Raw genomic sequence first — 25,072 nt, forward strand, 5'->3', positions numbered from 1 at the left:
GGGCCGGGCCCCCTAGGGGCCCGGCCCGGCTTGCCACACCATCGAGTGAACGCCCGTGACCTCGCGCGTCCCCGTTCCGTTTTCGGCCTTCCGCCGCGTTCCGCGCGCCCGGTGCGCCCCGCGTGCGCCGGGCGCGGCCCCGCCGGTCGGCGCTCAGCCGCGCCCGTCGGCCTCCGCGAGCAGCTCCCGCACCGCGCGGGCGACCGGCTCGGGGTGCTCCAGCATCGCGACGTGCCCGGAGTCGGGCAGCACCAGCAGCCGGGCGTCCCGGAACGCGGCGCAGGCCCGCCGGGCGGAGCGGTAGGAGACCAGCTTGTCCCTGAGCCCGTAGACCAGCAGGACCGGCGCGGTGACCTGCTCGGCCTGCCGCCACAGCGCCTGCCCGCCGCGCTCGGTGTAGGCGCTGACGATGCCGCGCGCGGACCCGGTCAGCGCGCCCAGGGAGTAGGGGAGGGCGGCGCGGCGGCGGTACTCGTCGACCGCCCGGGCCCGGCGGTGGGCGGGGATGCCGGCCGGGTCGCCGTAGACCAGGCGCAGCAGGTCGGCGGTGGCGCTCTCCGGGTCGGCGCCGCGGCTGCGGCGGCGGATCAGCTCGGCGACGCCGGGCAGGGCCAGCAGGCCGGTGGACCAGGCGGTGCGCTGCGGGGGCAGCTCGGGCAGCGCCGGGGAGATCAGGGTGAGGCTGCGCACCAGGTCGGGCCGGAGCGCGGCGAGCCGGACGGCGACCGCGCCGCCGAGCGAGTTGCCGAGCAGGTGGACCGGCCCGCGCCCGGTCTCCTCCAGGTACCCGATGACCGCCCGGACGTGCCCGGAGAGGGTCAGGTTGCCGTCCAGCGGCGGGGCGGAGTGGCCGAAGCCGGGCAGGTCCACGGCCTCGCCGTCGACGTCGTCGGCGAGCTGGTCGAGGAGTTCGAGCCAGTTGTCGGCGGAGCCGCCGAGCCCGTGCACGAACAGGGCGGGCGGCAGGCCCTCCCGGGGTTCGCAGTGTCGGCTGACGGCCAGCTCCGCTCCGGGCACCCGGACGGTGCGGTGCGGTGCGGCTCCAGGGCGGCGAGGGGGTGCTGGGAGGCGCTCATGGAGCACGATGGTAGTGACGGGGACCGGTCACCACGGCCGGTCACGGGGCCGTACTGCCCCCGTCACGAGCCCGTCTCGACCTGTGGACAGTCCAGGTCCGGGTCGTATTGTGGGCTCCCGACAAGGGCGGTTGTGCGCTTTACTCGGCTTCACCCGCGCACGCGCGGGTTACCGAAAAGTAGAATCAATCACCTGTCCAGTCCCACCGCGGACCGTGAAGTGAGAAGTGAGGAGCGCCGTGACGGCCATCCAAGAGGCGCAGGAGCGCCCGCGCGGTGCCCGCCTGCCGCGAAGCGCCCGCCGTGAACAACTGCTCGGAGCCGCCCAGGAGGTGTTCGTCGCCCAGGGCTACCACGCCGCCGCCATGGACGACATCGCCGAGCGGGCCGGCGTCAGCAAGCCGGTGCTCTACCAGCACTTCCCGGGCAAGCTGGAGCTCTACCTCGCGCTGCTCGACAAGCACTGCGACGCGCTGGTCGACGGCACCCGGGCCGCCCTGGAGGCGACCAACGACAACAAGCAGCGGGTCGCCGCCACCATGGAGGCGTACTTCCACTACGTCTCCAGCGAGTCCGGCGCGTTCCGGCTGGTCTTCGAGTCGGACCTGACCAACGACCCGGCGGTGCGCGAGCGGGTCGACCGGGCCACCGACCTGAGCGCGACCCTGGTCTCCAAGGTGATCGCCGAGGACACCGACCTGCCCGAGGCCGAGGCCAAGCTGCTCGCGGTCGGCGTCTGCGGCCTGGCCCAGATCACCGCCCGGTACTGGCTCACCCAGGACGGCGAGATCCCGCGCGAGGAGGCCGTCCGGCTGGTCGCCAGCCTGGCCTGGCGCGGCCTGAAGGGCTTCCCGATGCACCCCTCCCAGGAGGGTTCCCAGGACGGTTCGGCCGAGCAGTCCGACTGACCGCCGGATTCGGCCCTGAGCGGACCGGCCCCCGACCTTCGCCTCCCGGCCGGGTTGCTGCCTTAAGGTGATGCCCGTAGGGCGCGCCCACCGCGAACCGCGGTCGGGGGCGCGCGGCCAGCTACCGGAGGGACGGAAGCCGTGGAGGTCAAGATCGGGGTGCAGAACGCGAACCGGGAGATCGTCCTGGAGAGCGCGCAATCTGCCGAAGAGGTCGCGGACGCGGTCGCCAAGGCCCTGGACGGCACCAGCAAGCTGTTCACCCTGGTCGACGAGCACGGCCGCCGGGTGCTGGTGCCCTCCGAGCGGCTCGCGTACGTCGAGATCGGCGAGCCGTCCGTCCGCAAGGTCGGTTTCGGCACGCTCTGAGCCCGCGTCACGGCGCCCCGTCCCCCGCCCGGGGGACGGGGCGCCGTGCTGTGCGTACCGGCGGGCGAGGGCGGGTAGGCGGAGTGCTGCCGCAGCATCGAACGCCCCGGGAGGCAGCCGTGTGGGAGACGACCGCGTTCGCGCTGATCGGACTGGCCGTCGGTTTCGGCGCCCTCATGGTCCGGCCCGAGCTGTTCCCGGGCCCGCGCGCGCTGCCCGTCGGCACCGCGCTGGTGGCCGCGGTGCTGGGCGGCCGGATCAGCGGCTACGTGATGGACGGGCAGCTGCCGCCGGTGCAGCTGCTGCTCTCCGCCGCGGCGGCGGTGCTGCTGGTGTCGCTGCCCGCCCGGCCGGACCTGCTGCCCCGCGGCCGGCACCGGCACGGCTGAGCGGCCGGGGGCGCCGCCCGCTCAGGAGGCCAGGCCCAGCGCCGCCATCCGCCTGGTGTGGGTCTCGGTGATCCGGTTGAACATCTTGCCGACCTCGACCAGGTCGAAGCCGCGCACCTCGGCCCCGCCGACCAGCAGGTTGGACAGCGCGTCGCGCTCGGCGACCACCCGCTGCGCCTGGCTGAGCGCCTCGCCCATCAGCCGCCGCCCCCACAGCGCCAGCCGCCCGCCGACCCGCCGGTCCTCGGCGATCGCCTGCCGCACCCGCTCGACCGCGAACTCGGCGTGCCCGGTGTCGGACATCACCCGCAGCACCAGGTCCCGGGTGTCGTCGTCGAGCCGGACGGCCACCTCGCGGTAGAAGTCGGTGGCGATCGCGTCGCCGACGTACGCCTTGACCAGGCCCTCCAGCCAGTCGGACGGGGCGGTCATCCGGTGGAAGTTCTCCAGCGGCTCGACGAACGGCTCCATCACCGCGACCGGGTCGGCGCCGACCTCGGCCAGCCGGTCGTGCAGCAGCTGGAAGTGCTGGTACTCGGCGGAGGCCATCCGGGCCAGCGCGGCCTTCTCGGTGATGCCGGGCGCGAACTTGGCATCCTCGGCCAGCCGCTCGAAGGCGCTCAGCTCGCCGTACGCGAGGGCGCCGAGCAGGTCCAGCACGGCCGCCCGGTACTGCGGGTCGGCGGCCCGGGCCGCCCAGGGGCCGATCGAGTCGGTGGGGCCCTCACCGGGTTCCTGAGTCTCCATGCCGACGACCTTAGTGCTCCCGCCCGCCCGCCGGATCCGCCCGCCGGGCGCCCCGCCACCCGGGCGCGGCCGGTCGGAGTAGCCGCCGTCACGTGTTCGAGTCGTCGCTTGACTGTATGGTAGGTGGTGAGGCCAGGTGTAGACCGGCGCGGCCCGTCCGTCCAACGGCAGGCCGCTCCCAGTCGCGCCCGGCGGCGTCCCGCCGCCCGGTGCAGCACCCGGCGCTCACGTACGCGGATGCCCGGTCGGAGACCCGATCGGCTCCGACCTGGCCCGAGCCTCGGGCCCAGGCACCGCATCAGGCCGAGCGAGGGCCGCCGCGGATCGCGCCGACAGCGCGCCGCACGACCCGTCACCGGGACGCCCTCCCCCGCGCCGCCCGCCCGTCACGCCCCGCACGGGGCTGCCCGGGCACGGCAGGACGCGTCGGACTCGGCCCTCCACACGGAAGAGGCAGCACCCTGTCCACCACCACTGAACCCGTCAAGCAGACCTTCCGGGACCTCGGGATCCTCCCGGAGACCGTCGAGGCCCTGGAGGCCGTCGGCATCGTCCACCCCTTCCCGATCCAGGAGATGACCCTGCCGGTCGCGCTGAGCGGCCACGACGTCATCGGCCAGGCCAAGACCGGCACCGGCAAGACCCTCGGCTTCGGCCTCCCGCTGATCGAGCGGGTCGTGGTCAAGGCCGACGTCGCCGCCGGCCGGGCCACCGCCGAGCAGCTCTCCGACGGCCCGCAGGCACTCATCGTGGTGCCCACCCGCGAGCTGTGCACCCAGGTCACCAACGACCTCCAGACCGCCGGCAAGGTCCGCGACGTCCGCGTCCTGGCCGTCTACGGCGGCCGCGCGTACGAGCCGCAGGTCGAGGCCCTGAAGAAGGGCGTCGACATCGTGGTCGGCACCCCCGGCCGCCTGCTCGACCTGGCCGGGCAGCGCAAGCTCGACCTGTCCAAGGTCCGCGCGCTGGTCCTGGACGAGGCCGACGAGATGCTCGACCTCGGCTTCCTGCCGGACGTCGAGAAGATCATCACCATGCTGCCCGCCAAGCGGCAGACCCTGCTCTTCTCGGCCACCATGCCCGGCCAGGTCATCTCGCTGGCCCGCCGGTACATGAGCCAGCCCACCCACATCCGGGCCGCCGCGCCGGACGACACCGGCACCACCGTCGCCAACATCGAGCAGCACATCTTCCGCGCGCACTCGCTCGACAAGGTCGAGATGGTCTCCCGGATCCTCCAGGCCGACGGCCGCGGCCTGGCGATGATCTTCTGCCGCACCAAGCGCACCGCCGCCGACGTCGCCGAGCAGCTCACCAAGCGCGGCTTCGCGGCCGGCGCGGTGCACGGCGACCTCGGCCAGGGCGCCCGCGAGCAGGCGCTGCGCGCCTTCCGCAACGGCAAGGTCGACGTCCTGGTCTGCACCGACGTCGCCGCCCGCGGCATCGACGTCGAGGGCGTCACGCACGTCATCAACTACCAGTGCACCGACGACGAGAAGACCTACCTGCACCGGATCGGCCGCACCGGCCGGGCCGGCGCCTCGGGCACCGCCGTCACCCTCGTCGACTGGGACGACATCCCGCGCTGGCAGCTCATCAACAAGGCGCTGGACCTGCCGTTCAACGACCCGGAGGAGACCTACTCCAGCTCGCCGCACCTGTACGAGCTGCTGCGCATCGCCCCCGGCACCAAGGGCGTCCTGCCGCGCTCCGAGCGCACCCGGGCCGGCCTGGCCGCCGAGGAGGTCGAGGACCTCGGCGAGACCGGCGGACGCGGCCAGCGCGGTCGCGGCGGGCGGGACGCCAAGGACGGCCGGGACAGCCGGGACGCTCGGGACAGCCGGGAGGGCCGGGACGTCCGCGGTGGGCGGAGCGCCGCCCCCGAGACCCCGGCTCCCGCCGAGCGGCCGTCCCGCCGCTCCCGCGAGCGCCGCCGCACCCGTGGCGGCAGCGGCGCGGTCGACGCCGTCGGCGCCGTGGCCCCCGAGACCCAGGCCGTCGAGCAGCAGCAGCCCGCCGCCACCGGCACCGGCCCCGCGGCCGTCCCGGTGGAGGGCCGCAGCTCGCGCCGCCGCAACCGCAACCGCCGGGGCGGCGCGTCCGCGTCCGCGGAGACCGTGGAGGCGGCGGAGGTGGCGGTGGAGACCGCCGAGGCCGTGGCCGCTCCGGTGGCTCCGGCCGTCGAGGCCGCCCCCGTCGAGGCGCCCGCCCGCACCCCGCGCAAGCGCGCCCACCGGGCGGAGCCGGTGGCCGAGACCACCGCCGTCGCCGCGGCGCCCGCCACCGCGGAGGCACCCGCCGCCGTCGAGGCGCCGGTCGCCGCCGAGCCCGTGATCCGCTCCCGGAAGCCGCAGCAGCGGGCCGTCCGCAAGCCGATCACCTCCCTGGTGAGCTCCCCCGAGGAGTCGGCGAGCGCCCCGGCCTCGCGCAAGCGGACCGCCAAGCGGGCCCCCGCCGCGGCCCCGGTGGCGGCCCCGGCCGCCGTCGCGGCTCCGGTCGCGACCCCGGCCGCGGCTCCGGCCGTCGTCGAGGCCCCGGCCGCCGACGTGGCAGCCGCTCCGGCCCCGCGCCGTCGGGCCGTGCGCAAGGCCACCACCAGCGTCGACACCCCGGCCCCCGCCGAGACCCCGGCCACCACCGAGGCCCCGGCCGCCGAGGTGGCAGCCGCCCCGGCCCCGCGCCGCCGGGCCGTGCGCAAGGCCACCACCACCATCGAGCCCCAGGCCCCCGCCGAGGCTCCGGTGGCGGCTCCGGCCGCCGTCGAGGCGCCCGCCGCAGAGGTGGCAGCCGCCCCGGCCCCGCGTCGCCGGGCCGTGCGCAAGGCCACCACCACCGTCGACACCCCGGCCCCCGCCGAGACCCCGGCCACCACCGAGGCCCCGGCCGCCGTCGAGGAGGCGCCGGCTCCGCGCAAGCGGGTCACCAAGAAGGCGGCCGCCGCCGTCGAGGCCCCCGGCGCCGAGGAAGCCCCGGCTCCCCGGAAGCGGGCCGCCAAGAAGGCCGTCGCCGCCGTCACCGAGGAGACGGACACCCCGGCGCCGCGCAAGCGCACCACCAAGAAGGCGGCCGCCGCCGTCGAGGCGGCCCCTGCCGCCGAGGAGGCGCCGGCGCCGCGCAAGCGGGCCGCCAAGAAGGCCACGGCCGCCCCGGCCGAGGAGGCCGCCGCCCCGGCGCCGCGCAAGCGGGCCGTGAAGAAGGCCGTCGCCGCCGTCGAGGCGGTCCCCGCGGCCGAAGAGGCTCCGGCTCCCCGGAAGCGGGCCGTCAAGAAGGCCACGGCCACCACCGCCGAGGAGATCCCGGCCCCGCGCCGGACCCGGAAGGCCGTCGAGAAGTAGTCGGGAAGCAACCGCACCACCCCGCAGGGGAGGGCCGGCCGCACAGGCCGCCCCTCCCCTGCGGCGTTCCCGCGCCCCGCGGGTTCCCGCTCGCGCCCGCCGTCCCGTCGCCGTCCCGCCGCCGTAGGCTGAGCCCGGTGTCGGGTGAGCCGGAGATGAGGGGCCGCAGCGGATGAGTACGCCGCCGTTCTTGAAGTTGCCGTCGTGCGTGCGGGCGGTCCGGGTGGCGGGGTTGGCCGCGCTGTGGGGCGAGCCGGCGGGGGCGGTGCGGGGGACGGCGGTGCTGGTGCCGGGGTTCACCGGCAGCAAGGAGGACTTCATCGCGCTGCTGGAGCCGCTCGCGGAGGCGGGGTTCCGGACGGTCGCGGTGGACCAGCGCGGCCAGTACGAGTCCGGCGGCCCGGACGACCCGGCGGCGTACGCGGTCCGGGCCCTGGGGGCGGACGTGCGGGCGGTGACGGCCGGGCTGGGGGTGGAGGGGCCGGTGCACCTGCTGGGGCACTCGTTCGGGGGCCAGGTGGTCCGGGAGGCGGTGCTGGCGGCGCCGGAGGAGCTGCCGTGGGCGTCGTTGGCGCTGGTGTCGACCGGGCCGGGGGCGATCGACGCGGCGGAGGCGGTCCGGACCGGGCTGCTGCTGACGGCGCTGGACTCGATGGACCTGGAGTCGATCTGGCAGGTGATGCGGCAGCTGGAGGGCGAGCGGGTGCCGCCGCTGGACCCGGAGATCGCGGACTTCCTGCACCGCCGCTGGCTGGCGAACCGCCCGCAGGCGCTGCGGGCGGCGGCGGCGCACCTGGTCGCGGCGCCGGACCGGGTGGACGAGCTGGCGGCGGTGGCGCTGCCGAAGCTGGTGCTGTCCGGCGAGCGGGACTACGCCTGGCCGGTCGAGGAGCAGTCGCGGATGGCCCGGCGGCTGGGCGCGGTGCGGAGGACGGTGGCCGGGGCGGGACACTCCCCGAACGCGGAGCGGCCGGCCGAGACGGCGGCGGTGCTGGCCGCGTTCTGGTCCGCCTGAGCGGGGCCGCGGCGGCGGGGCGCTGACCGGCCGGTTCTTCCGTGCCGGTTCCGGGCCACGGGCGGGCCTCCTGACAGCCGCTCAGAAGTCGGCCCCGGTTTTCGCGCGACAAGAATCGTTAGCTCGGGTAATATTTGATTTTGTCCGGGATCAACACCCTCCGGCTGCCGCACCCTCCTCCGGCTGCCGAAACCACGGATTTACCGGCGGGCAACCGCCGGGAAGCAGCGTCGCGGCACGATGAGTCATCGAGGCATCGCAGCCTCCCTCCAGTGCCGCAAGGGAAAGTGCCGCTGATCGAGTCCTGCTTGAGAGTGGGGGGAGCGACGGGTGACCGCACCTGCCGGACGTCCGACCCAGCCAACGCCGACGAGCCACCGCCTGGTGGCCGACCGTCGGCCGAGTCCGCCTCGGAGCCCGAGGACGGGAAGGGAGAGGCCCATGCGTTTCGAGATCCTCCGTCTGGATCACGCGGGAACGGAGAGCGATCGGCTGATCGCCGACGCGGAGACCGTCTCCGAGTACCTGAAGGCCGCCGCACAGACCGGCGAACGCCTGTACATCCGGCCGTGCAAGGCCGTGTGAGCGGACGCGGACCGACCTCCGAGTCGTCCGACGTTCCGATACCCGGCTGACGCCCCGTCACCGCAGGAGACCCCTGGGATGACGGGGCGTCAGTCTGTTCGGGGTCCGCGACCTGCGGGGGTTTGGCGGCGCCCCGCCCGGGACATCACCTGAGCCGGACCCGGGCCGTTGCCGGGGGCGGCTCGTGACGCACTCCTTACGGGTGATCGTCCTTGACGCAGCTGTCCGGAGGGAGGACCGTTGTCGGTTATGAGGGGCGAGCCAAGCTGCCCGAGGTGCGCCGGTCGGGTCCGCGCCCCCGGCCTCTTCTCCGACACCTGGCAGTGCGATCTGCACGGTGCCGTGCACCCGATGCAGCCGGTGCTGCCCCCGAGCATCGAGGCGCTGAACGTCGCGGTGAACCGCTCGCAGGTGCCCGTCTGGCTGCCCTGGCCGCTGCCGGTGGGCTGGCTGTTCACCGGGATCGCGCACGCCGGGGACGACCTGTCGGGCGCCCGGGCCACCGCCGTCGCCTGCTCCGGCCCGGCGCCGCTCGGCGGGTTCGGCGAGCTGGTGCTGGTGGCCGAGGAGCCGGGCATCGGCCTGGGCGCCCGGTACGCCGGGCTGGACGGGCCGGACCCGGGCGATTCGGTGGCGCTGTACAAGCCGGCCGACGCCAAGCTGATGGCGGCGGGCCGCCCGACCCCGATGTTCCACGTCCCGGGCGCGCCGGACGACCGCGCGGTGTACGTCGGCGAGGCGCGCGGCCTGTGGCTGTGGGCGATCGCCTGGCCCGAGCAGTCGGCGCTGCTGATGCACGACGAGCTGGTGCTGACCGACCTGCGCGACGCGGGCGCCGAACTGGGCCTGCTGCCCTGCGGGGCTCTCACCCCGCGCCTGCTGGGCTAGGACCCGTCCCTATCCTGGGCGGCATGCGTATCGATCTGCACGCCCACAGCAATGCCTCGGACGGCACCGACTCCCCCGCCGAGCTGGTGGCCAACGCGGTGGCCGCCGGGCTGGACGTGGTGGCGCTGACCGACCACGACACGGTGGCCGGGTACGGGGCGGCGGCGGCCGCGGTGGCCGGGACGGGGCTGGTGCTGGTGCCGGGCGCGGAGCTGTCCTGCCAGGTGGACGGGATCAGCATGCACCTGCTGGCGTACCTGTTCGACCCGGCGGAGCCGGCCTTCGCGGCCGAGCGGGAGCTGGTGCGCACCGACCGGTTCCGGCGCGGGCGGGCGATCGTGGAGCGCTGCCGGGAGCTGGGCGCGCCGATCAGCTGGGAGCAGGTGGAGCGGATCGCGGGCGAGGGCTCGGTGGGCCGTCCGCACATCGCCTCGGCGCTGGTGGAGGCGGGCGTGGTGGCGAGCGTCTCGGACGCGTTCACGCCCGAGTGGCTGGCCAACGGCGGGCGGGCGGACGTCCGCAAGCACGAGACCGACCCGGTGGCGGCGGTCCGGCTGGTGCGGGCGGCGGGCGGGGTGCCGGTGTTCGCGCACCCGGGGGCGGTCAAGCGCGGGCGGACGGTGTCGGACGCGGTGATCGCCGGGCTGGCGGCGGCCGGCCTGGGCGGCCTGGAGGTCGACCACGTCGACCACAACAAGCCGACCCGGGCCCGACTGCGCGCCCTGGCGGCCGAGTTGGGCCTCTTCACCACCGGCTCCAGCGACTACCACGGCACCCGCAAGACCGTCCGCCTGGGCGAGCACACCACGGACCCGGCCGCGTACGAGGAACTGCTCGCCCAGGCGACGGGGGCGGCCCCGGTCACCGGCTGACCCCCGCCGCCCGTCGTCCGCCGCCGGCCGTCAGTCCAGCGGGACGCCGCGGCGGTTCGGGTCGCGCAGGTCGGTGCCGTGCTTGAGCCAGCGGTCCTGGAGTGCTTCGGCGCCCTGGACGCGTTTGAAGGCGGCCTCGTTGGGGGTCATCGGCAGCAGCGGGAGGAAGCGGACCGGGTCGGCCGGGGCGGGGAGTTCGAGGTCCTCGACCAGGCCGCCGGGTTCGGCGGCCAGCACCGAGGTGAACGGGGCGCCGGTCCACAGCGGGGAGCCCAGGTCGAGCGAGCCGCCGGGGGCCACCACCAGGCCCTCGACCTGCGGGCTGGCGGCGAAGACCGCGAGCGCCCGGTGCGCCTCGTCGCGGCCGCCGCGCACGGTGAGCACCAGTTCGGCGCGCGGGCCGCGCACCGGGTCGGCGACGGGGGCGGTCGGGTCGGCCATCGGGGCGGCGGCCATGCCGAGCGTCGCGTACCGGACCAGGCCGTCCGGGTCGGGGCCGAACCGCAGCACCTCGATCCGGTCCGCGCCGACGAAGGTGACGGCGGCCCGGCCGGTGGGCTCGCCGAAGGTGCCGGTCAGCCGGGCCTCGACCAGGGTGAGGACGGTCTGCCGGGTCGGGCCGGCGTGGCCGTCCGGTTGCGAGAAGTCGCCGAAGTGCGGGAAGTCGTGCGCCATGCGGCGACCTTAGCGCGGGCGCGCCGTCGGGAACCTTGGCGCGACCTTTACCCGGGGGACGGCGAATGCCGGGCGCGGCTCCGGGAAGAGCTGTTAGTGTGAGCGGTCGGCCTCGTGAACGCGAACCGGGGCCGCGAAGGCCCCCGCGCGGGCCCCGGCGTGGAGGAGGTGGTCACGGTGGACAGCAGTCGACCATGCAGTACCGGCAGCTCTCTCCGGCCCACCCCGGCCCGCCGCCCCCGCGGCTGACCAGGTCCCCGCAGCGTCGCGCGCGGCCGAGAGAGCACCTTCCCCGGGCCTGATCCGACGAAACCCGCCCAGCGAACGGCTTTCTGACACTTCTTCAGCCCCGGCGTGTCCACCGGTGTTTTCCGCCGTCGCGTTCCCCCGGTACGTCCCGGGGCGCGCCGGTCCGGCCCTAGGGAGCCCGTGCCATGTCGATGATGCACAACCTGCGCGCCGCCGTCGTCCGTCCAGCCCGCCGCCGGGTCGGCGACTCGTTCGAGTCGAAGCCCGGCGACACCCCGTCCGCCGTGGTGGACTGCGCCGTCTACCACCAGGGCAAGCGGGCCACCGAGACGTGCAGCCCGCGCGAGGCCGCCCGGCAGGTGAAGGCCGCGCAGCAGATGGGCCCCGGCTCGTTCAGCTGGATCGGCCTGCACGAGCCGACCGAGGCCGAGTTCGAGGGCATCGCGCAGCGCTTCGGCCTGCACCCGCTGGCCGTGGAGGACGCGGTGCACGCGCACCAGCGCCCCAAGGTCGAGCGGTACGACGGCATGCTGTTCGCGGTGTTCAAGACCGTCCGCTACGTCGAGCACGAGCAGCTCACCCCGACCAGCGAGGTGGTCGAGACCGGCGAGCTGATGGTCTTCGCCGGCCAGGACTTCGTGATCACCGTCCGGCACGGCGCGCACTCCTCGCTGCGCACCCTGCGGCACCGCCTGGAGGCCGACGACGAGGGCACCGGCCTGCTCGCCAAGGGCCCGGCCGCGGTGCTGCACGCCATCGCCGACCACGTGGTGGACAACTACCTGCTGGTCGCCGACCGGCTGCAGAACGACGTCGACGAGATCGAGTTCGACGTGTTCGCCAACAAGGGCGGGCGCGGCGCCGACGTCGGCCGGGTGTACCAGCTCAAGCGCGAGGTGCTGGAGTTCAAGCGCGCCGTCACCCCGCTGCTGCGGCCGATGCTCCAGCTCGCCGAGCCCACCGCGCGGCTGGTCGACCCGGAGATGCAGAAGTACTTCCGGGACGTCGCCGACCACCTGGCCCGGGTCAGCGAGCAGGTGCACGGCTTCGACGAGCTGCTCAACTCGCTGCTCCAGGCCAACCTGGCGCAGGTCTCGGTCGCCCAGAACGAGGACATGCGCAAGATCACCGCCTGGGCCGCGATCTTCGCCGTCCCCACCATGATCACCGGTGTGTACGGGATGAACTTCGAGCACATGCCGGAGCTCAAGTCGACCTACGGCTACCCGACCGTGCTCGGCGCGATCGTGGTGATCTGCGTCGGCATGTACCGGGGCTTCCGCCGCAACGGCTGGCTGTGACGGCGGCGGGCGGCCGGGCGGGGCGTCAGCGGCGCTCCGCCCGGGCCACCAGCACCAGGCCCAGCAGGATCAGCCCCACCGCCGGGTAGGCGGCGACCGGCGGCCACTGGCCCAGCCAGACCGCGGCGATCAGCGCCGCGCCCGGGGTCTCCAGCAGGATCGCCGTCGAGGTGATCGACGGGCCCAGGGTGCGCACCACCCGGTTGCTCAGCGAGTGGCCGAGCAGCTGCGCCGTCACCATCAGCAGGAAGATCTGCCACCACGCGCCGGCCGGCCAGCCGCCCAGCCGGGTGCCGGTCAGCAGGCAGGCCGCCAGCAGCGCGAGCGCGCAGGTCGCGTAGCAGACCAGGGTGTACGCGGTGGTCGAGACGGTCCGCCGCACCTCCGCGCCCAGCAGCATGTACCCGGCCGCCGCCGCGCCCGCCGCCAGCGCCAGGCCGTCGCCCAGCAGGGCCCGGGCCGAGACCGTCAGGTCGACGCCGGTCAGCACCAGCACGCCCGCGAACGCGACGCCCGCGCCCAGCCAGACCAGCCGCGGCGCCCGCACCCCGGACAGCCGCATCAGCAGGATCGTCCACAGCGGGGTGGTGGTCACCAGCGCCGTGGACGACGCGACCGAGGTCATCCGCAGGCTCGGCATCCACAGCGCGAAGTGCAGCGCCAGCAGCACGCCCGCCGCCGTCGCCAGCAGCAGCGCCCGCCGCGGGATCCCGCGCAGCTCGGCCCGGTGCCGCCACAGCGCGTACGGGCCCAGCACCGCCACCGACATGCCGTTGCGCCAGAACGCGATGGCCAGCGCGGGCGCGGCCGTCGCGCTGATCAGCGGCGCGGAGAGCGAGATGCCCGCGATCGACACCGCCAGCAGCAGCAGGTCGGTGCGCGGCAGGTGCCGCCGCTCTCCCGGCGCCGGGGGTGCGGCGGGGGCGGTGGTGCTGACGGCGGTCACGGCGCTCCTTCGGGCGACGGGGTGGACGGCCTCTACGGTAAGGGCTGTCCGGCGGTGACGGCACTGTCGTCCGGGGGATGGACCGGCCGCCGCGGGCCCAGGCCGTACGCTGTGCGGCATGGAGCGTACGACGACCGCGAGCCCGACGGACTTCCTCGACCGGGCCCTGGTGGAGGAAGCCGCCAAGAAGTCCGGACTGCTCTGGGTCCGGCCCGCCGGACAGTCGCACGCCCGCCCGCTCTGGCACGCCTGGCACGACGGCGCGGTCGTCGTGGTCGGCGACGGTTCCGAACAGCCCCTGCACGGGCTCGCCGCCGTCACCTCCGCCGCGATCACGCTGCGCAGCAAGGACAAGTGGGGCCGCCTGGTCGCCCTGACCGCCACCGTCACCCGCCTCGACCCCGGCACCCCCGCCTGGGACGGCGCCGTCGAGGAGCTCAAGGGCAAGCGCCTGAACGCCCCCGACACCGACACCATCGGCGAGCGCTGGGCCCGCGAGTGCCACGTCCTGCGCCTCGCCCCGGTCGACGCGCCGCTCGCCCCGCTCCCCGACGACGACCTCGCCGCCGCGCCGCTGCCCACCGCCGCGACCACCCGGCGGCCGGTCCCGGCGGGGCTGCCCAAGCTGCTCCTCAAGCGGCGCGGGCGCTGACGCCCGCCCGACCCCGCCGCCCGGTCCTTCCGCCCGCCGCCCGTCCGGTTTCGCTCCCTCCCGCTCGCGTCTGACGGCCTCCCCTCCCCCGCCCGGCTAGATTTGGGGGGTTGTGTCCGCTTCCCCGGAGGGAGTCTCGTATGGCGGGGCCTGGCAGCCGGGTGTTCATCTCCCACCTCTCCGGTGTCGCGGTGTTCGACCCGAACGGGGACCAGGTGGGGCGGGTCCGGGACGTGGTGGTCTCGTTGCGGCTGGGCGGGCGGCCGCCCCGGGTGCTGGGGCTGGTGGTGGAGGTGATCGGGCGGCGGCGGATCTTCCTGCCGATGACCAGGGTGACCAGCCTGGAGTCGGGACAGGTGCTCTCCACCGGACTGCTGAACATGCGCCGGTTCGAGCAGCGGCCGTCCGAGACGCTGGTGCTGGCCGAGCTGCTCGACCGCACCGTGACCAGGACCAAGACCACCGACGAGGTGACCGTCCTGGACGTGGCGATGGTGCAGACCCGGCTGCGCGAGTGGGAGATCGACAAGGTGTTCGTCCAGGCGGGCCGGCCGGCCGGACGGCTGCGGAAGGCGAAGGGCGAGCAGCTGCTGCTCGACTGGTCGGCCGTGACCGGCTTCTCGCTGACCGAGGAGGGCCAGGGCGCGGCCAACCTGCTGGCCACCTTCGAGCAGCTCCGCCCGGCGGACCTGGCGAACGTCATGCACCACCTGTCGGCGAAGCGCCGGGCCGAGGTGGCCGCCGCCCTCGACGACGACCGGCTGGCCGACGTCCTGGAGGAGCTGCCGGAGGACGACCAGGTGGAGATCATCGGCAAGCTCAAGGAGGAGCGCGCCGCCGACATCCTGGAGACCATGGACCCGGACGACGCCGCCGACCTGCTCTCCGAACTGCCCGAGGCGGACGCCGAGCGCCTGCTGCGGCTGATGGAGCCCGCCGAGGCGGAGGAGATGCGCCGGCTGCTCTCGTACGAGGAGGACACCGCGGGCGGGCTGATGACCACCGAGCCGATCGTGCTGGAACCGGACGCCTCGGTGGCCGAGGCGCTGGCCCGGGTGCGGATCTCGGACACCAAGCCGGCGCTAGCCGCCCAGGTGTACGTGTGCCGCCCGCCGAACGAGACGCCGACCGGGACGTACCTGGGCACCGTGCACTTCCAGCGGCTGCTGCGCGAGCCCCCGTACACGCTGGTCGGCTCGATGGTGGACGACGACCTGGACCCGCTGCCGCCGAACACCCCGCTGCCGCTGATCACCTCCTACCTGGCCACGTACAACCTGGTGGCGGCGCCGGTGGTCGACGAGGAGGACCGGCTGCTGGGCGCCGTCACGGTGGACGACGTGCTGGACCACCTGCTGCCGGAGGACTGGCGCGAGGGCACGGCGCACGGCATCGACACGGCGCGCGGCACCGGCGCGGAGACGAGCGAGGTGCACGGTGGACGCTGACCGCAAGCGCCAGGGCGACAGCACCTCGGGCCAGCGGATCCAGGGCGAGCTGCGCGAACTGCGCCAGCTGCGCGAACTGCGGGCCCGCGAGCAGCGCGGCCGCCGCGAGGAGCGGCCCTCGACGGGCGGCGGCGGGCCGCGCTCCCGGCTCGACCAGCCGCGCACCGGCCGGCCCGGGCTGATCCGCCTGCCGGCCTGGGACCCGGAGGCGTTCGGCAAGCTCTCCGAGCGGATCGCGCGCTTCCTGGGCACCGGGCGGTTCATCGTCTGGATGACGGTGGTGATCATCGCCTGGGTGGTGTGGAACACCCTGCTCCCGGTGTCCGTCCGCTTCGACGACTACCCGTTCATCTTCCTCACCCTGATGCTCTCCCTCCAGGCCTCGTACGCGGCCCCGCTGATCCTGCTCGCGCAGAACCGGCAGGACGACCGCGACCGGGTCAACATGGAGCAGGACCGGGCCCGCAGCGACCGGAACATCGCCGACACCGAGTACCTGACCCGCGAGGTCGCGGCGCTGCGCCAGGGCCTGGGCGAGGTCGCCACGCGCGCCTTCATCAGCTCCGAACTGGGCGGCGTCCGCTCCGAACTGCAGGCGCTGCTCAAGGAGATCGACGAGCGCCGGGAGTCCGCCGACACGCTGTGACCGGCGGCACGCTACCGACGAGTCGGGGGCCGGGCGCCGCGCCGTACCATCAACACATGGCCAACGAGACAGAGGTGGCGACCGGGGTGACGGAGCAGTCCGTCCGGGAAGCCCTGGCGAGCGTCCACGACCCGGAGATCAACCGCCCGATCACCGAGATCGGCATGGTGAAGTCCGTCGAGACCGGCGACGGCGGCGCGGTGAAGGTCGCGGTGTACCTCACCGTCTCCGGCTGTCCGATGCGCGAGACGATCACCCAGCGGGTCACCGACGCGGTCTCCGCGGTGCCGGGGGTCTCCTCGGTCACCGTCGAGCTCGACGTGATGAGCGAGGAGCAGCGCCGCGAGCTCTCCCAGCTGCTGCGCGGCGGCGCCCCGGAGCGGGAGATCCCGTTCGCCAAGCCCGGCACCCTGACCCGGGTCTACGCGGTGGCCTCCGGCAAGGGCGGCGTCGGCAAGTCCTCGGTGACGGTCAACCTGGCGGCGGCGCTGGCCGCGGACGGGCTGAAGGTCGCCGTGGTGGACGCCGACATCTACGGCCACAGCGTGCCCCGGATGCTGGGCGTCGAGGGCCGGCCGACCCAGGTCCAGGACATGATCATGCCGCCGTCGGCGAACGGCGTGAAGGTCATCTCGATCGGCATGTTCACCCCGGGCAACGCCCCCGTGGTGTGGCGCGGCCCGATGCTGCACCGCGCCCTCCAGCAGTTCCTCGCCGACGTCTACTGGGGCGACCTCGACGTCCTCCTGCTCGACCTGCCCCCCGGCACCGGCGACATCGCCATCTCGGTCGCCCAGCTCGTCCCGAACGCCGAGATCCTGATCGTCACCACCCCCCAGATGGCCGCCGCCGAGGTCGCCGAACGGGCCGGCACCATCGCCCTCCAGACCCACCAGAAGATCGTCGGCGTCATCGAGAACATGTCCGGCATGCCCTGCCCGCACTGCGACGAGATGATCGACGTCTTCGGCACCGGCGGCGGCCAGACCGTGGCCGACGCCCTCACCCGCACCGTCGGCGCCACCGTCCCCGTCCTCGGCTCCATCCCCATCGACGTCCGCCTCCGCGAGGGCGGCGACGACGGCCGCCCGGTCGTCCTCACCGACCCCGACTCCCCCGCCGGCTCCGCCCTCCGCACCATCGCCGGCAAACTCTCCGGCCGCCAGCGCGGCCTCTCGGGCCTCTCGCTGGGGCTGACCCCGAGGAACAAGTTCTGATCAAGCAACGGGCTGGCCAGCGGCGGGACACTTCCCCGACCCGCTGGCCAGCCCGTTTGCCGTCGTCGGTCGGCATCGGTTGATCTCATACGGCGCAGCCGGCCCCAGGACTCGCGTCTCGGGGCCGCTGCTGAAATTGATTGGGTGATGTCGGGCTGTTCGCCGGACACCGCGCAGGTGGCTCCGGTAGTCCTGGGGCGGTGAGATATCCGTAGGGCGGCTGTTTGACCGACGCTGAGAGGGCCGCGCGGGTCCGGTGCCCGGCCGTGGCTTGCTTCGAGGCTGGCGAGAAGAATCGGGAAATCGTTGCCACGTTGCGGGTCTCGGAGCGGTCGGTGGAACGTTGGCGGCGTCAGTGGTGCGAGGGCGGTCACGCCGGGGTGGCCTCTAAGGGGTCACCTGGTCGTCCTCGGTTGTCCGAGATGCAGATGGCGAGGCGGGAACGGGAGTTGGAGCGCGGTCCGCTGGCACACGGGTGGACCGACCAGCGGTGGAGCTGTGGAAGCGGGAGGTCTGGCCGAGGGCATGACCTGCTACAACCAGGTGAACGGTCTCGGCTGATCTACGCGATCCACGAGTACCGGGCTCGTAAGGAAGAAGCGAAGGGCTTCGACTGGAAGGGCTACCGCGATCTAGTCATCCGCGCCCATATACAGCTCGACAGTCCGATCGTGCTCGTGTGGGACAACCTGCGTGCGCACCTGATCGCGCCACTGCAGGAGTTCATCGAGGCCAACACCGACTGGCTCACCGTGTTCCAGCTACCGATCTACGCCCCGGACCTCAATCCGCAGGAAGGCATCTGGTCCCTGGTCAAGCGCGACATCGGCAACCTGGCCGCCGCTGACCTCGGCCGGGCCACCCGTGCAGTGAAGCGCAAGCTCAAGATGCTCCAGTACCGGCCGGAGGTCATCGACGGCTGCCTGAGGGGCACCTGTCTGACCCTGCCGGTGGACCGTCAGAAGAAGCCGAAGAAGCGAGCCCACCAGGTGGGCCGCTGAACGTGCGAGGGCAGTCGACTCGGCCCGTCGTAGTTGCTCTCCAGCAGTTCCTCTGCAACCACGACATAGCCGAGTTCGACCAGCGCCCGGTTGGCCTTGGCGAGGTCCGCGCTGTCCAACTCGCCCTCGGTCTGGGCTTCCTCCGTTCCGAGGAAGGCCCCCGGGTTGTCGGCGCAGACCAGAGCCAGTGAGCCGAACTTGCTCACGCAGACGACGATCCGGGTTCCGCAGACGGTTGCGTCCCCGGGCACGACGACGCGTCCGTACTCGCTGGAGTCCTGGGTGTCCTGCTCGGCCGTGCAGGGGGCTGCGAAGTCGTCTTCAAGCCGAGCCACCAGAGCACCGAAATGAACTGATGTCTCGCCACGGTCGTAGTGCTGCGGCCACTCCAGCCACTCCGGATCATCGAGCTTGCGCAGCAACGCCAGCAGATCCACTTCGCTCTCGGTCATGCGCCCATCTTGACGCAGCAGCCACCCGCGGAGGAGCCCCGGGCACCACCACACTCGCTGCTCCCCGACATCACCCATTCAAATTCAGTAACTCTGAGCAAAAATCTTTAGTCGAAAAGGCGTCAGGGCTCCGGTCTGACCTGCATGATCACTGTGCACCCCTGCGGGCGGCCTGCTGACCACCGGCTAAAAACTGAGAGCAACCACCGAAAGTGAAAAAACTACTGTCCGTCGGCGTCATCGATGAGACCGGTCTCGTCAATCAGTCGGCCCCATTCCTCAATGATGGTTCGGCCATCGATGACCTGCTGAATGGACGAACCCAGTTTTTTCATCAGCGGCCGCAGGTCCGAACTCTGCTGCGCCGGCACCTTCACACTGTCCGAGAACTCTTCGAGCATAGGGTAGACCTGCCGACTCGACTCGACCAGCCCCTTGATCACGCCGAAGAACTCGCGAGCCGCGCTCAAGTCACTTTCCGCCAAGCCACCGTCTGCCACCTGGCGGATCACCGCAATGAACGCGGGGTCGATAGCAACCAGCTCGGAAGCGTACTTGGAACTCAGGCTCGCGTACCTGATGACAGGAGTTTCGAGTCGCTGCTTCATCTGCCGGACCACCGCGAGACGACCGGCGAAGCCGCGACCGCGCCGATCCGATTCCGCCATGGCATCGGATGCCCACTGCGCATGTGATCCGATATCGGTGGTGACTTCCGAAATCTCGTTGAGCGTCTCCGACCACCTGGGCATTACTTCCTCGGCCCTGGCCATCACGTCAAGGAAACCCGGCTCATCCTCCGAGGACTCCTCTGCGCTACCGGATTCTAGCGCGGTGAGGATAGGAGACGGGCTGACCGACTCTACGATCCCCTTCAGGCGAAGGGCCATTTCGTTGATCGCAGATCGATACCTCTGGGATCCCTCGTCCTCTAGGCGCAGATGCCTCCAATCAACCCACTGTCTTTTCGCAATGATCGCCATGACCTCATCGGCAGACGGATCCTCATTCAGAGCGGGAACATCGACGTAGTAAATTGGTAGGAGAAGATCGTCCAGGCCGAGACTTGCAGCGTGGCCAGAAAAGGTCAGGACTTCCTTACGGCATTCCTGGCTGAGAAAAAATTTCGGAGTGACGATCGGGATCAGGAATGTCCCGTTGAGTAGCGCCTTATCGATGCGCTCGCGCCAAGAGTCGCCCCAGGATATCTCCGTGCTGTCAACAAAGACCTCCAATTCCTTCCCCGTGATCAGCTCGAACGCATTGCCGATTTTCTTGGCCAGCCTGAGAATCCTCCCCTCGACAAGTTCGTCGTCGCGGTGAGTGTAAGACCAGAAACCTGCGGATCCCGTATCAGCCATGCCGCGCAGCATAGGCTTGCCAAGTCCCCCACGCGGCAACTTGTGGACAGCGGAGCGTTTTGGGCCACTATCCCGTCCGCTCTGGAATCGAGCATGATCGGGGAGGATCGCAAACTTTTGCGATTCGATCGGAGGTTAGAGGCCTGGTTGCAATGTGGCCGAGTGGCCCCGCTCGTGCTCGGTGCGTAGCCCGGCCCTGGCAGGGACGTCCTTGCTGTCACGGTCAGGGCCACGGCCTCCGGTCTGGTGCTGGCGATCCGGGTGCGGGCAGGGTGCGATGTCAGGTCGTTGACCGCGGCCGTCAGTTCGGCCTCGTGTGGCCGAAGCAAGCTCGGGGAGTTGGCGGAGGTGGGGCGGTCCGACCGGCGTGTGTCGGCGCACGAGGGCGGTCACTGCAGGGGATGGGTGGGCGGGGTCGCGGTGATGGCGGCGGCGTGGGCGGCGGGGGTGGTGGGGTGGGTGCGGATGGCGGCGGCGATGGCGAGGAGGGCTTCTACCTGGGCGAAGGCGGCGGCCTGTTCGGGGGTGAAGTGGCCGTTGCGGCGGCGGTGGGATTCGGTCAGCAGTTGCCTGGCCGCGCCGACGTGGCTTTCGTACTGGTCTATTGGCTGGCTGTCTCCTTGGTCTGGTGCGGGCGGAGGAGGGCGGCGGTGGCGTCGTCGTGGGTCTTGGTGCGGGGCCAGCGGGTGTGGTGGGGGTCGGTGTGTTCGAGGGTGCGGGTGTGGTCGATGAGGGACTGGGGGCCGGTGTCCTGGAGGAGGGTGAGGAGGGTGGGCCAGTCGGTGGTGGCGAAGTCGTCGACGGGGCGGGCGGCGCCGTCGGTGAGGAGGGCGGCGGAGCGGAGGTCGGGCCAGGGGGCGGTGCCGGTGAGGGCGTGGTGGGCGGCGGCGGGGTCGGGGCCGGCCACCCAGTAGCCGTCGGGGGTGTTCATGGCCTGGCGCTGGGCGTCGGCGAGGAGGGTGCGGCGGTCGGCGGCGGGGAGGCCCTCCAGGCGGTGCGCGAGGTCGCGGAGTTGACGGTCGGTCACCTCGCCGACGCGGTGGTCGGAGACGGCGCGCAGGCCGTCGGGGAGGTCGAGCAGGACGGTGGAGTCGGCGAGCACCAGCCACTGTGCGCGGTCCTCGGTGCGGCGCAGCAGGGCGACGGCGGCGGTGGGTGTCATGGGGTGGGCGAGGTCGCAGGCGGGGCCGTGGTGCCGGGCGGTGGCGGCGAGCGCGTCGGCCAGGCAGTCCGCCAGGGGCCGGGTGCCGTCCAGGGCGCGGTGGAGCAGTTCGGTGCCGAGGGTGCGGACGAACCAGGGCACGCCGTGCGCGCAGCCGGTCGCGGTGCCGTCGGGGAGGCCCGCGCCGTCGAGGACCAGGACGGTGTCGGGGCCGGCCAGGACGAGGTCCTCGTTCGGCCGGCCGGGGTGACCGGGGGCGGTGGCGAAGGATATCTGCACGGTGGGGCTCCGGAACCGGTCGGGCGGGCGGGACTGTCCACAGGGTGTGGACGGACGGCGGCGAGACGGGGCGCCCGACGGCGCTGTCGGCCCTGGGCCTGCTGCTGGTGCCGGTGGCCGGGGTGCTCGCCACCCGGTCCGGCAGCCGCTGCGGCTCGATCGCGGTGCTCGTCGTCACGCTGCCGCTCCCCGGGAGCCACCGGGCCCCGGTGCCGGAGTGCCGGGGCGGCCGGATCAGCCGGCAGGACGACGGCTCCTCCCGCTGCTCCGCGGGGCCGGCCGGGGCCTACTTGCCGTCGTACGTCCCCAGGTCGGCGACGGCGGTGAAGCCGACGCCGTACGCGGACACCGAGCGGCCGTAGGCGCCGATCAGCACGCCGGGGGCCTCGCCCGCCAGGACCCAGCCGTGTTCGGACTCGCGGTAGCGGAAGGGCTGCGGGAGGCCGTTGACCGGGAGGGTGAGCGAGGACCAGGCGGGGCCGTCGAGGTCGTCGGCCAGGTCCCAGGCGAGGGCGGACTGCTGGTCGAGCCAGTTCTGCCGCAGGGTGCGGTCGAGGTTGCCGGGCCAGGTGGCGGTGAGCAGGCCGGAGCCGGCCAGCCAGGCGGCGGAGGAGGCGGAGGTGGCCTCCAGGGTGCCGGTGTTGTCGGCGCTGCGGCGGACCTCGCGGCGGGCGACGGTGACGACCACCGCGAAGCGGCGGGTGTCGCGCGGTTCGGGGCCGCGGGCGGGCTCGTCGCCGTGGCCGAGGGTGCCGTAGTCGGGGGTGCCCGGCTCGGCGCCGCGCTGGCCGGTGCCGACCTGGCCGAGCCAGCGGCGGCCGGTCCAGCCCTCGTCCAGGCCGTACCAGGGGAAGTCGGCGGCGCGGTAGCCGGCCAGCGGGTCGATGGCGCGGCGGGCGGCGGCGATGCTCCCCGTACGGTGCGTGACGTCCACTGCGGGCCTCCTCAGCTGTGCTCCCCGGGCGCTCCATGGTCGCGCACCCGGGCCCTTCCGGCCGGAAGAACCGGGCCGGACACGGCCAGGCGTGACGGAACCCACAGGTCCGCCGTCCGGGAGGGGCAGTGGACACGATAGCGGCGCGGACGGCGATGCCCCGTCCTACCGGAGTGGGACGGGGCGTCGGAAGGGCCGGAGGGGGCGGCCGGGCGCGGGCGGCGTCAGGTCGCGTCGGGGTCGAACGGGGGGCGCTCCCCGACCGCCAGGGCCGGACCGGCGCCGGCGGTGGCGCTCTTGGCGAAGTCGACCGAGGCGGTGGGCGTCGGGGTGGGGTCGCCGTTCAGCGCGGACTTGAGGTCGACGCTGTCCTTGAGGTCCTTGAGGCCCAGCGGGTCGTCGCCGTCGCCGAGCAGCTGCTTGCGGACGAAGGTCTTCGGGTTGAGGTCCTCGAAGTCGAAGTTCTGGAACTCCGGCCCGAGTTCGCTGCGGATGTCCTCCTTCGCGCTGTCCGCGAAGGAGCGGACCTTGCGGATGAAGCCCATCGTGTCCTGGATCAGCTTGGGGAGCTTGTCCGGGCCGAAGATCACGATGGCCATGACGATGACCGTCACGACCTCCAGTCCGCCTATGTCTCCGAACACCTGAACTCCCAGCACCCGACATCGCTGAATCACAAGGGTAAACGCGGGCGGCCGTTCCCCCGGCCCCCGGCGGATGAAACCGTGGTAAAGACCACCCGGGTGACCGGCGTCGACGGCGTGCCGGTGAAGGCAGGCTAGCGCAGGAGTTGCCTCGGGTCACCGGTGGGCGCGGGCGTGCTGAGCTGGTAGCGGGCGCGCAGCGGGTACTCCTGCACGTCCACCGGCTGCTGGGCGTTGACCGGGACGACCGCCCCGCCGACCGGGGTGACGCTAGTGGGCTGGCGGCCGGGGCTCTGGCCGGCGGTGACGCTGCCGACCCCGCCGAGGGTGACGGCGGCGACCGAGAACGCCCCGGCGGCGGCGAACACCAGCCGACGGCCGCGGGCGGCCGGGCGGGAGACCGGGAGTTCGCCGAGTCCGGCGGCCAGCGGGCGCAGGTCGGCGTCCGGCTCGCGGCCCGGCAGGGCGGACGGGCGGGTGCCGAACAGGCCGGCCCGCGGGTCGATGCCGGGTATCGGGGCGTCCGCGCCGAGCGCGCCGCCGCCGAAGCCCGCGCCGCGGCCGAAGGAGCCGCCGGTGAGCCGGCTGCCGCCGAACACGCCGCCGGAACCGGAGCCGCCGGTGCCGCCGGGCGGCCCGTCCGGACCGTCCTGCTCCTCGGGCAGCGCGGCGACGGCCATCAGCCGGGCCATCAGGGCGGCCGACGGGCCGGGCGTGCCGGCTTCGCTCAGCGCGCGCTTGACCGACCGGGCCTGCTCGGCCTCGGCCAGGCAGTCCGGGCAGGTCGCCAGGTGGGCCTGGACCCGCTCGCGGGCGTCGTGGCCCAGCTCGCCGTCCAGGTAACCGGACAGCCGCTCGCCCAGGTGGTGCTCCTCGGCGGCCGGTTCGACCGGGCGGACCGCCGACGGGCGCGGCTCGGGACCGGGCGGGGCCGGCTGCTCGGCGCGGCGCAGCGGCGCCCAGCGCGAGCGGCCGGTGGCGTCCGCGCGCTCGGGGGCGCGATCGCTCATGACCCCCTCCGGTCGCTGACGGCCTGCTCGGCGCCGACCGGCACGGGCTCGGCGGAGCCGCCCCGGCGCGAACGGCCCGCGGCGGCGTTCGGCGCCCGGTGCTTGAGGGCAGCCCGCAGGTGCGAGCGGCCGCGGTGGATCCGGCTGCGGACGGTGCCGAGCTTCACCCCGAGGGTGGCGGCGATCTCCTCGTAGGAGAGGCCCTCGATGTCGCAGAGCACCACGGCGGCGCGGAACTCCGGAGCGAGGGTGTCCAGCGCCTGCTGGACGTCCGCGTCGAAGTGGGTGTCGCTGAAGTGCTGGGCGGGGCTGGGCTCGCGGCTGGCCAGGCGCTCCGCCGCGTCCTCGCCGAGGGCGTCGAAGCGGATCCGCTGGCGGCGGCGCACCATGTCCAGGAACAGGTTGGTGGTGATCCGGTGCAGCCAGCCCTCGAAGGTGCCGGGGGTGTAGGTGGAGAGCGAGCGGAAGACCCGGACGAAGACCTCCTGGGTGAGGTCCTCGGCGTCGTGCTGGTTGCCCGTCAGCCGGTACGCCAGGCGGTAGACCCGGGCGCTGTGCGCCTCGACGATCTCCTCCCAGCTGGGCGGCGTCCAGCTCTGCGCGTCGGGCCCCTCCGCGAAGGACGCGAGCGTGCCGGCGGCCCCGGCCACCGTGTCGTCGGCTGCGGTCGACTTGTCCAGGGGGGAGTGCACAGACTGGTTCATCACGGGCTTCGGCGTGCGGATCGACGTGAGGCCGCGGGAGTGCCGCTGCACAGGGACGTCGCCCTCGGCCACACCTCCTCGGTCGGCTCTTCTGCCCAGCAGAGCCACCACCATATCCACCTCACCCGTCAAGCCCGGATAAGAGCCGTCGAACAGCGACCGCCCCGGGCGGTCGGGCCGCCCGTAGCAGTCCAACGGCCAGCCGTC

The 25,072-nt window shown here is 73.5% G+C and carries 26 protein-coding genes and 1 pseudogene; 16 read left to right on the top strand and 11 right to left on the bottom strand.

Going from position 1 to position 25,072, the window contains the following annotated elements; all coding sequences use genetic code 11:
• Positions 1-153: 153 nt before the first annotated feature.
• The gene (locus ACIP60_RS09890; RefSeq protein ID WP_400682013.1) at positions 154-1,017 is read right to left on the bottom strand and encodes an alpha/beta fold hydrolase; all 864 of its coding nucleotides are present in this window, start codon (positions 1,015-1,017) and stop codon (positions 154-156) included.
• Between the two features lie 298 nt (positions 1,018-1,315).
• Between ACIP60_RS09890 and ACIP60_RS09895 the strand changes: the two genes are divergently transcribed.
• The 3 genes from ACIP60_RS09895 (at position 1,316) to ACIP60_RS09905 (ending at position 2,742) form a co-directional block, all read left to right on the top strand.
• Positions 1,316-1,984, top strand: a complete 669-nt coding sequence (locus ACIP60_RS09895; protein WP_400682015.1) for a TetR/AcrR family transcriptional regulator — start codon at positions 1,316-1,318, stop codon at positions 1,982-1,984.
• 141 nt (positions 1,985-2,125) lie between these two features.
• Positions 2,126-2,353, top strand: a complete 228-nt coding sequence (locus tag ACIP60_RS09900) for a DUF3107 domain-containing protein (protein ID WP_033251447.1) — start codon at positions 2,126-2,128, stop codon at positions 2,351-2,353.
• 119 nt (positions 2,354-2,472) lie between these two features.
• Complete coding sequence (locus ACIP60_RS09905) at positions 2,473-2,742, top strand: hypothetical protein (RefSeq protein WP_400682016.1); 270 nt, start codon at positions 2,473-2,475, stop codon at positions 2,740-2,742.
• Between the two features lie 21 nt (positions 2,743-2,763).
• Here ACIP60_RS09905 and ACIP60_RS09910 read toward each other — a convergent pair whose 3' ends face one another.
• Positions 2,764-3,489: a ferritin-like fold-containing protein gene (locus ACIP60_RS09910; RefSeq protein ID WP_400682017.1), complete on the bottom strand. Its 726-nt coding sequence runs from the start codon at positions 3,487-3,489 to the stop codon at positions 2,764-2,766.
• Between the two features lie 575 nt (positions 3,490-4,064).
• Between ACIP60_RS09910 and ACIP60_RS09915 the strand changes: the two genes are divergently transcribed.
• The 5 genes from ACIP60_RS09915 (at position 4,065) to ACIP60_RS09935 (ending at position 10,184) form a co-directional block, all read left to right on the top strand.
• Positions 4,065-6,824 carry a DEAD/DEAH box helicase gene (locus ACIP60_RS09915; protein ID WP_400682018.1) on the top strand — a complete coding sequence of 920 codons (2,760 nt, stop codon included), beginning with the start codon at positions 4,065-4,067 and terminating at the stop codon, positions 6,822-6,824.
• Positions 6,825-6,996: 172 nt separating this feature from the next.
• Positions 6,997-7,839: an alpha/beta fold hydrolase gene (locus ACIP60_RS09920; protein WP_400682020.1), complete on the top strand. Its 843-nt coding sequence runs from the start codon at positions 6,997-6,999 to the stop codon at positions 7,837-7,839.
• Positions 7,840-8,280: 441 nt separating this feature from the next.
• Positions 8,281-8,424: a hypothetical protein gene (locus tag ACIP60_RS09925; RefSeq protein WP_199528104.1), complete on the top strand. Its 144-nt coding sequence runs from the start codon at positions 8,281-8,283 to the stop codon at positions 8,422-8,424.
• A gap of 249 nt (positions 8,425-8,673) precedes the next feature.
• Entirely contained in the window at positions 8,674-9,312 is a 639-nt protein-coding gene (locus tag ACIP60_RS09930; protein ID WP_100836468.1) for a DUF6758 family protein, read from the top strand.
• 23 nt (positions 9,313-9,335) lie between these two features.
• A complete protein-coding gene (locus ACIP60_RS09935) occupies positions 9,336-10,184 on the top strand; it encodes a PHP domain-containing protein (RefSeq protein ID WP_400682022.1) in 849 nt (282 codons plus the stop codon).
• A 30-nt stretch (positions 10,185-10,214) separates the two neighbouring features.
• Here the strand turns inward: ACIP60_RS09935 and ACIP60_RS09940 are convergent, their stop codons facing one another.
• Positions 10,215-10,859, bottom strand: a complete 645-nt coding sequence (locus ACIP60_RS09940; protein WP_282202478.1) for a suppressor of fused domain protein — start codon at positions 10,857-10,859, stop codon at positions 10,215-10,217.
• A gap of 434 nt (positions 10,860-11,293) precedes the next feature.
• On the opposite strand from ACIP60_RS09940, the gene ACIP60_RS09945 reads away from it, so the two are divergent.
• Positions 11,294-12,409 carry a magnesium and cobalt transport protein CorA gene (locus ACIP60_RS09945; RefSeq protein WP_100836470.1) on the top strand — a complete coding sequence of 372 codons (1,116 nt, stop codon included), beginning with the start codon at positions 11,294-11,296 and terminating at the stop codon, positions 12,407-12,409.
• Between the two features lie 25 nt (positions 12,410-12,434).
• On the opposite strand, the gene ACIP60_RS09950 is transcribed toward ACIP60_RS09945, so the two are convergent.
• Positions 12,435-13,355, bottom strand: coding sequence for a DMT family transporter (locus tag ACIP60_RS09950; RefSeq protein WP_400682024.1), 921 nt, complete (start codon positions 13,353-13,355; stop codon positions 12,435-12,437).
• A 118-nt stretch (positions 13,356-13,473) separates the two neighbouring features.
• On the opposite strand from ACIP60_RS09950, the gene ACIP60_RS09955 reads away from it, so the two are divergent.
• The 6 genes and pseudogenes from ACIP60_RS09955 (at position 13,474) to ACIP60_RS09980 (ending at position 18,319) form a co-directional block, all read left to right on the top strand.
• Positions 13,474-14,007 carry a hypothetical protein gene (locus ACIP60_RS09955; RefSeq protein WP_400682027.1) on the top strand — a complete coding sequence of 178 codons (534 nt, stop codon included), beginning with the start codon at positions 13,474-13,476 and terminating at the stop codon, positions 14,005-14,007.
• A gap of 140 nt (positions 14,008-14,147) precedes the next feature.
• The gene (locus ACIP60_RS09960; protein ID WP_400682029.1) at positions 14,148-15,455 is read left to right on the top strand and encodes a magnesium transporter MgtE N-terminal domain-containing protein; all 1,308 of its coding nucleotides are present in this window, start codon (positions 14,148-14,150) and stop codon (positions 15,453-15,455) included.
• A 76-nt stretch (positions 15,456-15,531) separates the two neighbouring features.
• The gene (locus tag ACIP60_RS09965; protein ID WP_400682662.1) at positions 15,532-16,101 is read left to right on the top strand and encodes a DUF1003 domain-containing protein; all 570 of its coding nucleotides are present in this window, start codon (positions 15,532-15,534) and stop codon (positions 16,099-16,101) included.
• 56 nt (positions 16,102-16,157) lie between these two features.
• Positions 16,158-17,318 (top strand): Mrp/NBP35 family ATP-binding protein, encoded by a 1,161-nt coding sequence (locus ACIP60_RS09970; protein WP_400682030.1) that lies wholly within the window; start codon positions 16,158-16,160, stop codon positions 17,316-17,318.
• Between the two features lie 224 nt (positions 17,319-17,542).
• Positions 17,543-17,689: pseudogene (locus ACIP60_RS09975) on the top strand (helix-turn-helix domain-containing protein); the annotation flags it as partial.
• A gap of 51 nt (positions 17,690-17,740) precedes the next feature.
• Complete coding sequence (locus ACIP60_RS09980) at positions 17,741-18,319, top strand: transposase (protein ID WP_400682664.1); 579 nt, start codon at positions 17,741-17,743, stop codon at positions 18,317-18,319.
• Here the strand turns inward: ACIP60_RS09980 and ACIP60_RS09985 are convergent.
• The 3 genes from ACIP60_RS09985 to ACIP60_RS09995 form a co-directional block, all read right to left on the bottom strand.
• Positions 18,277-18,771: a hypothetical protein gene (locus tag ACIP60_RS09985; RefSeq protein ID WP_400682031.1), complete on the bottom strand. Its 495-nt coding sequence runs from the start codon at positions 18,769-18,771 to the stop codon at positions 18,277-18,279. The two genes, ACIP60_RS09980 and ACIP60_RS09985, sit on opposite strands and share 43 nt — an antisense overlap.
• Positions 18,772-18,992: 221 nt before the next feature.
• Positions 18,993-20,132: a toll/interleukin-1 receptor domain-containing protein gene (locus ACIP60_RS09990; RefSeq protein ID WP_400682033.1), complete on the bottom strand. Its 1,140-nt coding sequence runs from the start codon at positions 20,130-20,132 to the stop codon at positions 18,993-18,995.
• A gap of 601 nt (positions 20,133-20,733) precedes the next feature.
• On the bottom strand, positions 20,734-21,573 hold the full coding sequence (locus ACIP60_RS09995; RefSeq protein ID WP_400682035.1) for an integrase: 840 nt from the start codon (positions 21,571-21,573) through the stop codon (positions 20,734-20,736).
• A gap of 44 nt (positions 21,574-21,617) precedes the next feature.
• Between ACIP60_RS09995 and ACIP60_RS10000 the strand changes: the two genes are divergently transcribed.
• Entirely contained in the window at positions 21,618-21,935 is a 318-nt protein-coding gene (locus tag ACIP60_RS10000; RefSeq protein ID WP_400682037.1) for a hypothetical protein, read from the top strand.
• Here ACIP60_RS10000 and ACIP60_RS10005 read toward each other — a convergent pair.
• From ACIP60_RS10005 to sigE, 4 genes are all read right to left on the bottom strand, one after another.
• Entirely contained in the window at positions 21,860-22,507 is a 648-nt protein-coding gene (locus ACIP60_RS10005; protein WP_111554140.1) for a hypothetical protein, read from the bottom strand. The two genes, ACIP60_RS10000 and ACIP60_RS10005, sit on opposite strands and share 76 nt — an antisense overlap.
• Before the next feature lie 224 nt (positions 22,508-22,731).
• Positions 22,732-23,151 carry a sec-independent translocase gene (locus ACIP60_RS10010; protein WP_400682040.1) on the bottom strand — a complete coding sequence of 140 codons (420 nt, stop codon included), beginning with the start codon at positions 23,149-23,151 and terminating at the stop codon, positions 22,732-22,734.
• A 134-nt stretch (positions 23,152-23,285) separates the two neighbouring features.
• A complete protein-coding gene (locus ACIP60_RS10015; RefSeq protein ID WP_400682041.1) occupies positions 23,286-24,161 on the bottom strand; it encodes an anti-sigma factor family protein in 876 nt (291 codons plus the stop codon).
• Entirely contained in the window at positions 24,158-24,865 is a 708-nt protein-coding gene (gene sigE / locus ACIP60_RS10020) for an RNA polymerase sigma factor SigE (RefSeq protein WP_111554281.1), read from the bottom strand. Before sigE ends, ACIP60_RS10015 begins: the two co-directional genes overlap by 4 nt.
• Between the last annotated feature and the right edge of the window lie 207 nt (positions 24,866-25,072).

The sequence above is a fragment of the Kitasatospora sp. NPDC088783 genome (assembly GCF_044750705.1).
Classification (GTDB): Bacteria; Actinomycetota; Actinomycetes; order Streptomycetales; family Streptomycetaceae; genus Kitasatospora; species Kitasatospora fiedleri.

Excerpts from the sequence above, each read along its gene's own strand:
- ACIP60_RS09910 (WP_400682017.1), bottom strand. The coding sequence starts at position 3,489 with ATGGAGACTCAGGAACCCGGTGAGGGCCCCACCGACTCGATCGGCCCC.
- ACIP60_RS09915 (WP_400682018.1), top strand. The coding sequence starts at position 4,065 with ATGACCCTGCCGGTCGCGCTGAGCGGCCACGACGTCATCGGCCAGGCC.
- ACIP60_RS09920 (WP_400682020.1), top strand. The coding sequence starts at position 6,997 with ATGAGTACGCCGCCGTTCTTGAAGTTGCCGTCGTGCGTGCGGGCGGTC.
- ACIP60_RS09925 (WP_199528104.1), top strand. The coding sequence starts at position 8,281 with ATGCGTTTCGAGATCCTCCGTCTGGATCACGCGGGAACGGAGAGCGAT.
- ACIP60_RS09930 (WP_100836468.1), top strand. The coding sequence starts at position 8,674 with ATGAGGGGCGAGCCAAGCTGCCCGAGGTGCGCCGGTCGGGTCCGCGCC.
- ACIP60_RS09935 (WP_400682022.1), top strand. The coding sequence starts at position 9,336 with ATGCGTATCGATCTGCACGCCCACAGCAATGCCTCGGACGGCACCGAC.
- ACIP60_RS09940 (WP_282202478.1), bottom strand. The coding sequence starts at position 10,859 with ATGGCGCACGACTTCCCGCACTTCGGCGACTTCTCGCAACCGGACGGC.
- ACIP60_RS09945 (WP_100836470.1), top strand. The coding sequence starts at position 11,294 with ATGTCGATGATGCACAACCTGCGCGCCGCCGTCGTCCGTCCAGCCCGC.
- ACIP60_RS09955 (WP_400682027.1), top strand. The coding sequence starts at position 13,474 with ATGGAGCGTACGACGACCGCGAGCCCGACGGACTTCCTCGACCGGGCC.
- ACIP60_RS09960 (WP_400682029.1), top strand. The coding sequence starts at position 14,148 with ATGGCGGGGCCTGGCAGCCGGGTGTTCATCTCCCACCTCTCCGGTGTC.
- ACIP60_RS09970 (WP_400682030.1), top strand. The coding sequence starts at position 16,158 with ATGGCCAACGAGACAGAGGTGGCGACCGGGGTGACGGAGCAGTCCGTC.
- ACIP60_RS09980 (WP_400682664.1), top strand. The coding sequence starts at position 17,741 with ATGCAGATGGCGAGGCGGGAACGGGAGTTGGAGCGCGGTCCGCTGGCA.
- ACIP60_RS09985 (WP_400682031.1), bottom strand. The coding sequence starts at position 18,771 with ATGACCGAGAGCGAAGTGGATCTGCTGGCGTTGCTGCGCAAGCTCGAT.
- ACIP60_RS09990 (WP_400682033.1), bottom strand. The coding sequence starts at position 20,132 with ATGGCTGATACGGGATCCGCAGGTTTCTGGTCTTACACTCACCGCGAC.
- ACIP60_RS10015 (WP_400682041.1), bottom strand. The coding sequence starts at position 24,161 with ATGAGCGATCGCGCCCCCGAGCGCGCGGACGCCACCGGCCGCTCGCGC.
- sigE (WP_111554281.1), bottom strand. The coding sequence starts at position 24,865 with ATGAACCAGTCTGTGCACTCCCCCCTGGACAAGTCGACCGCAGCCGAC.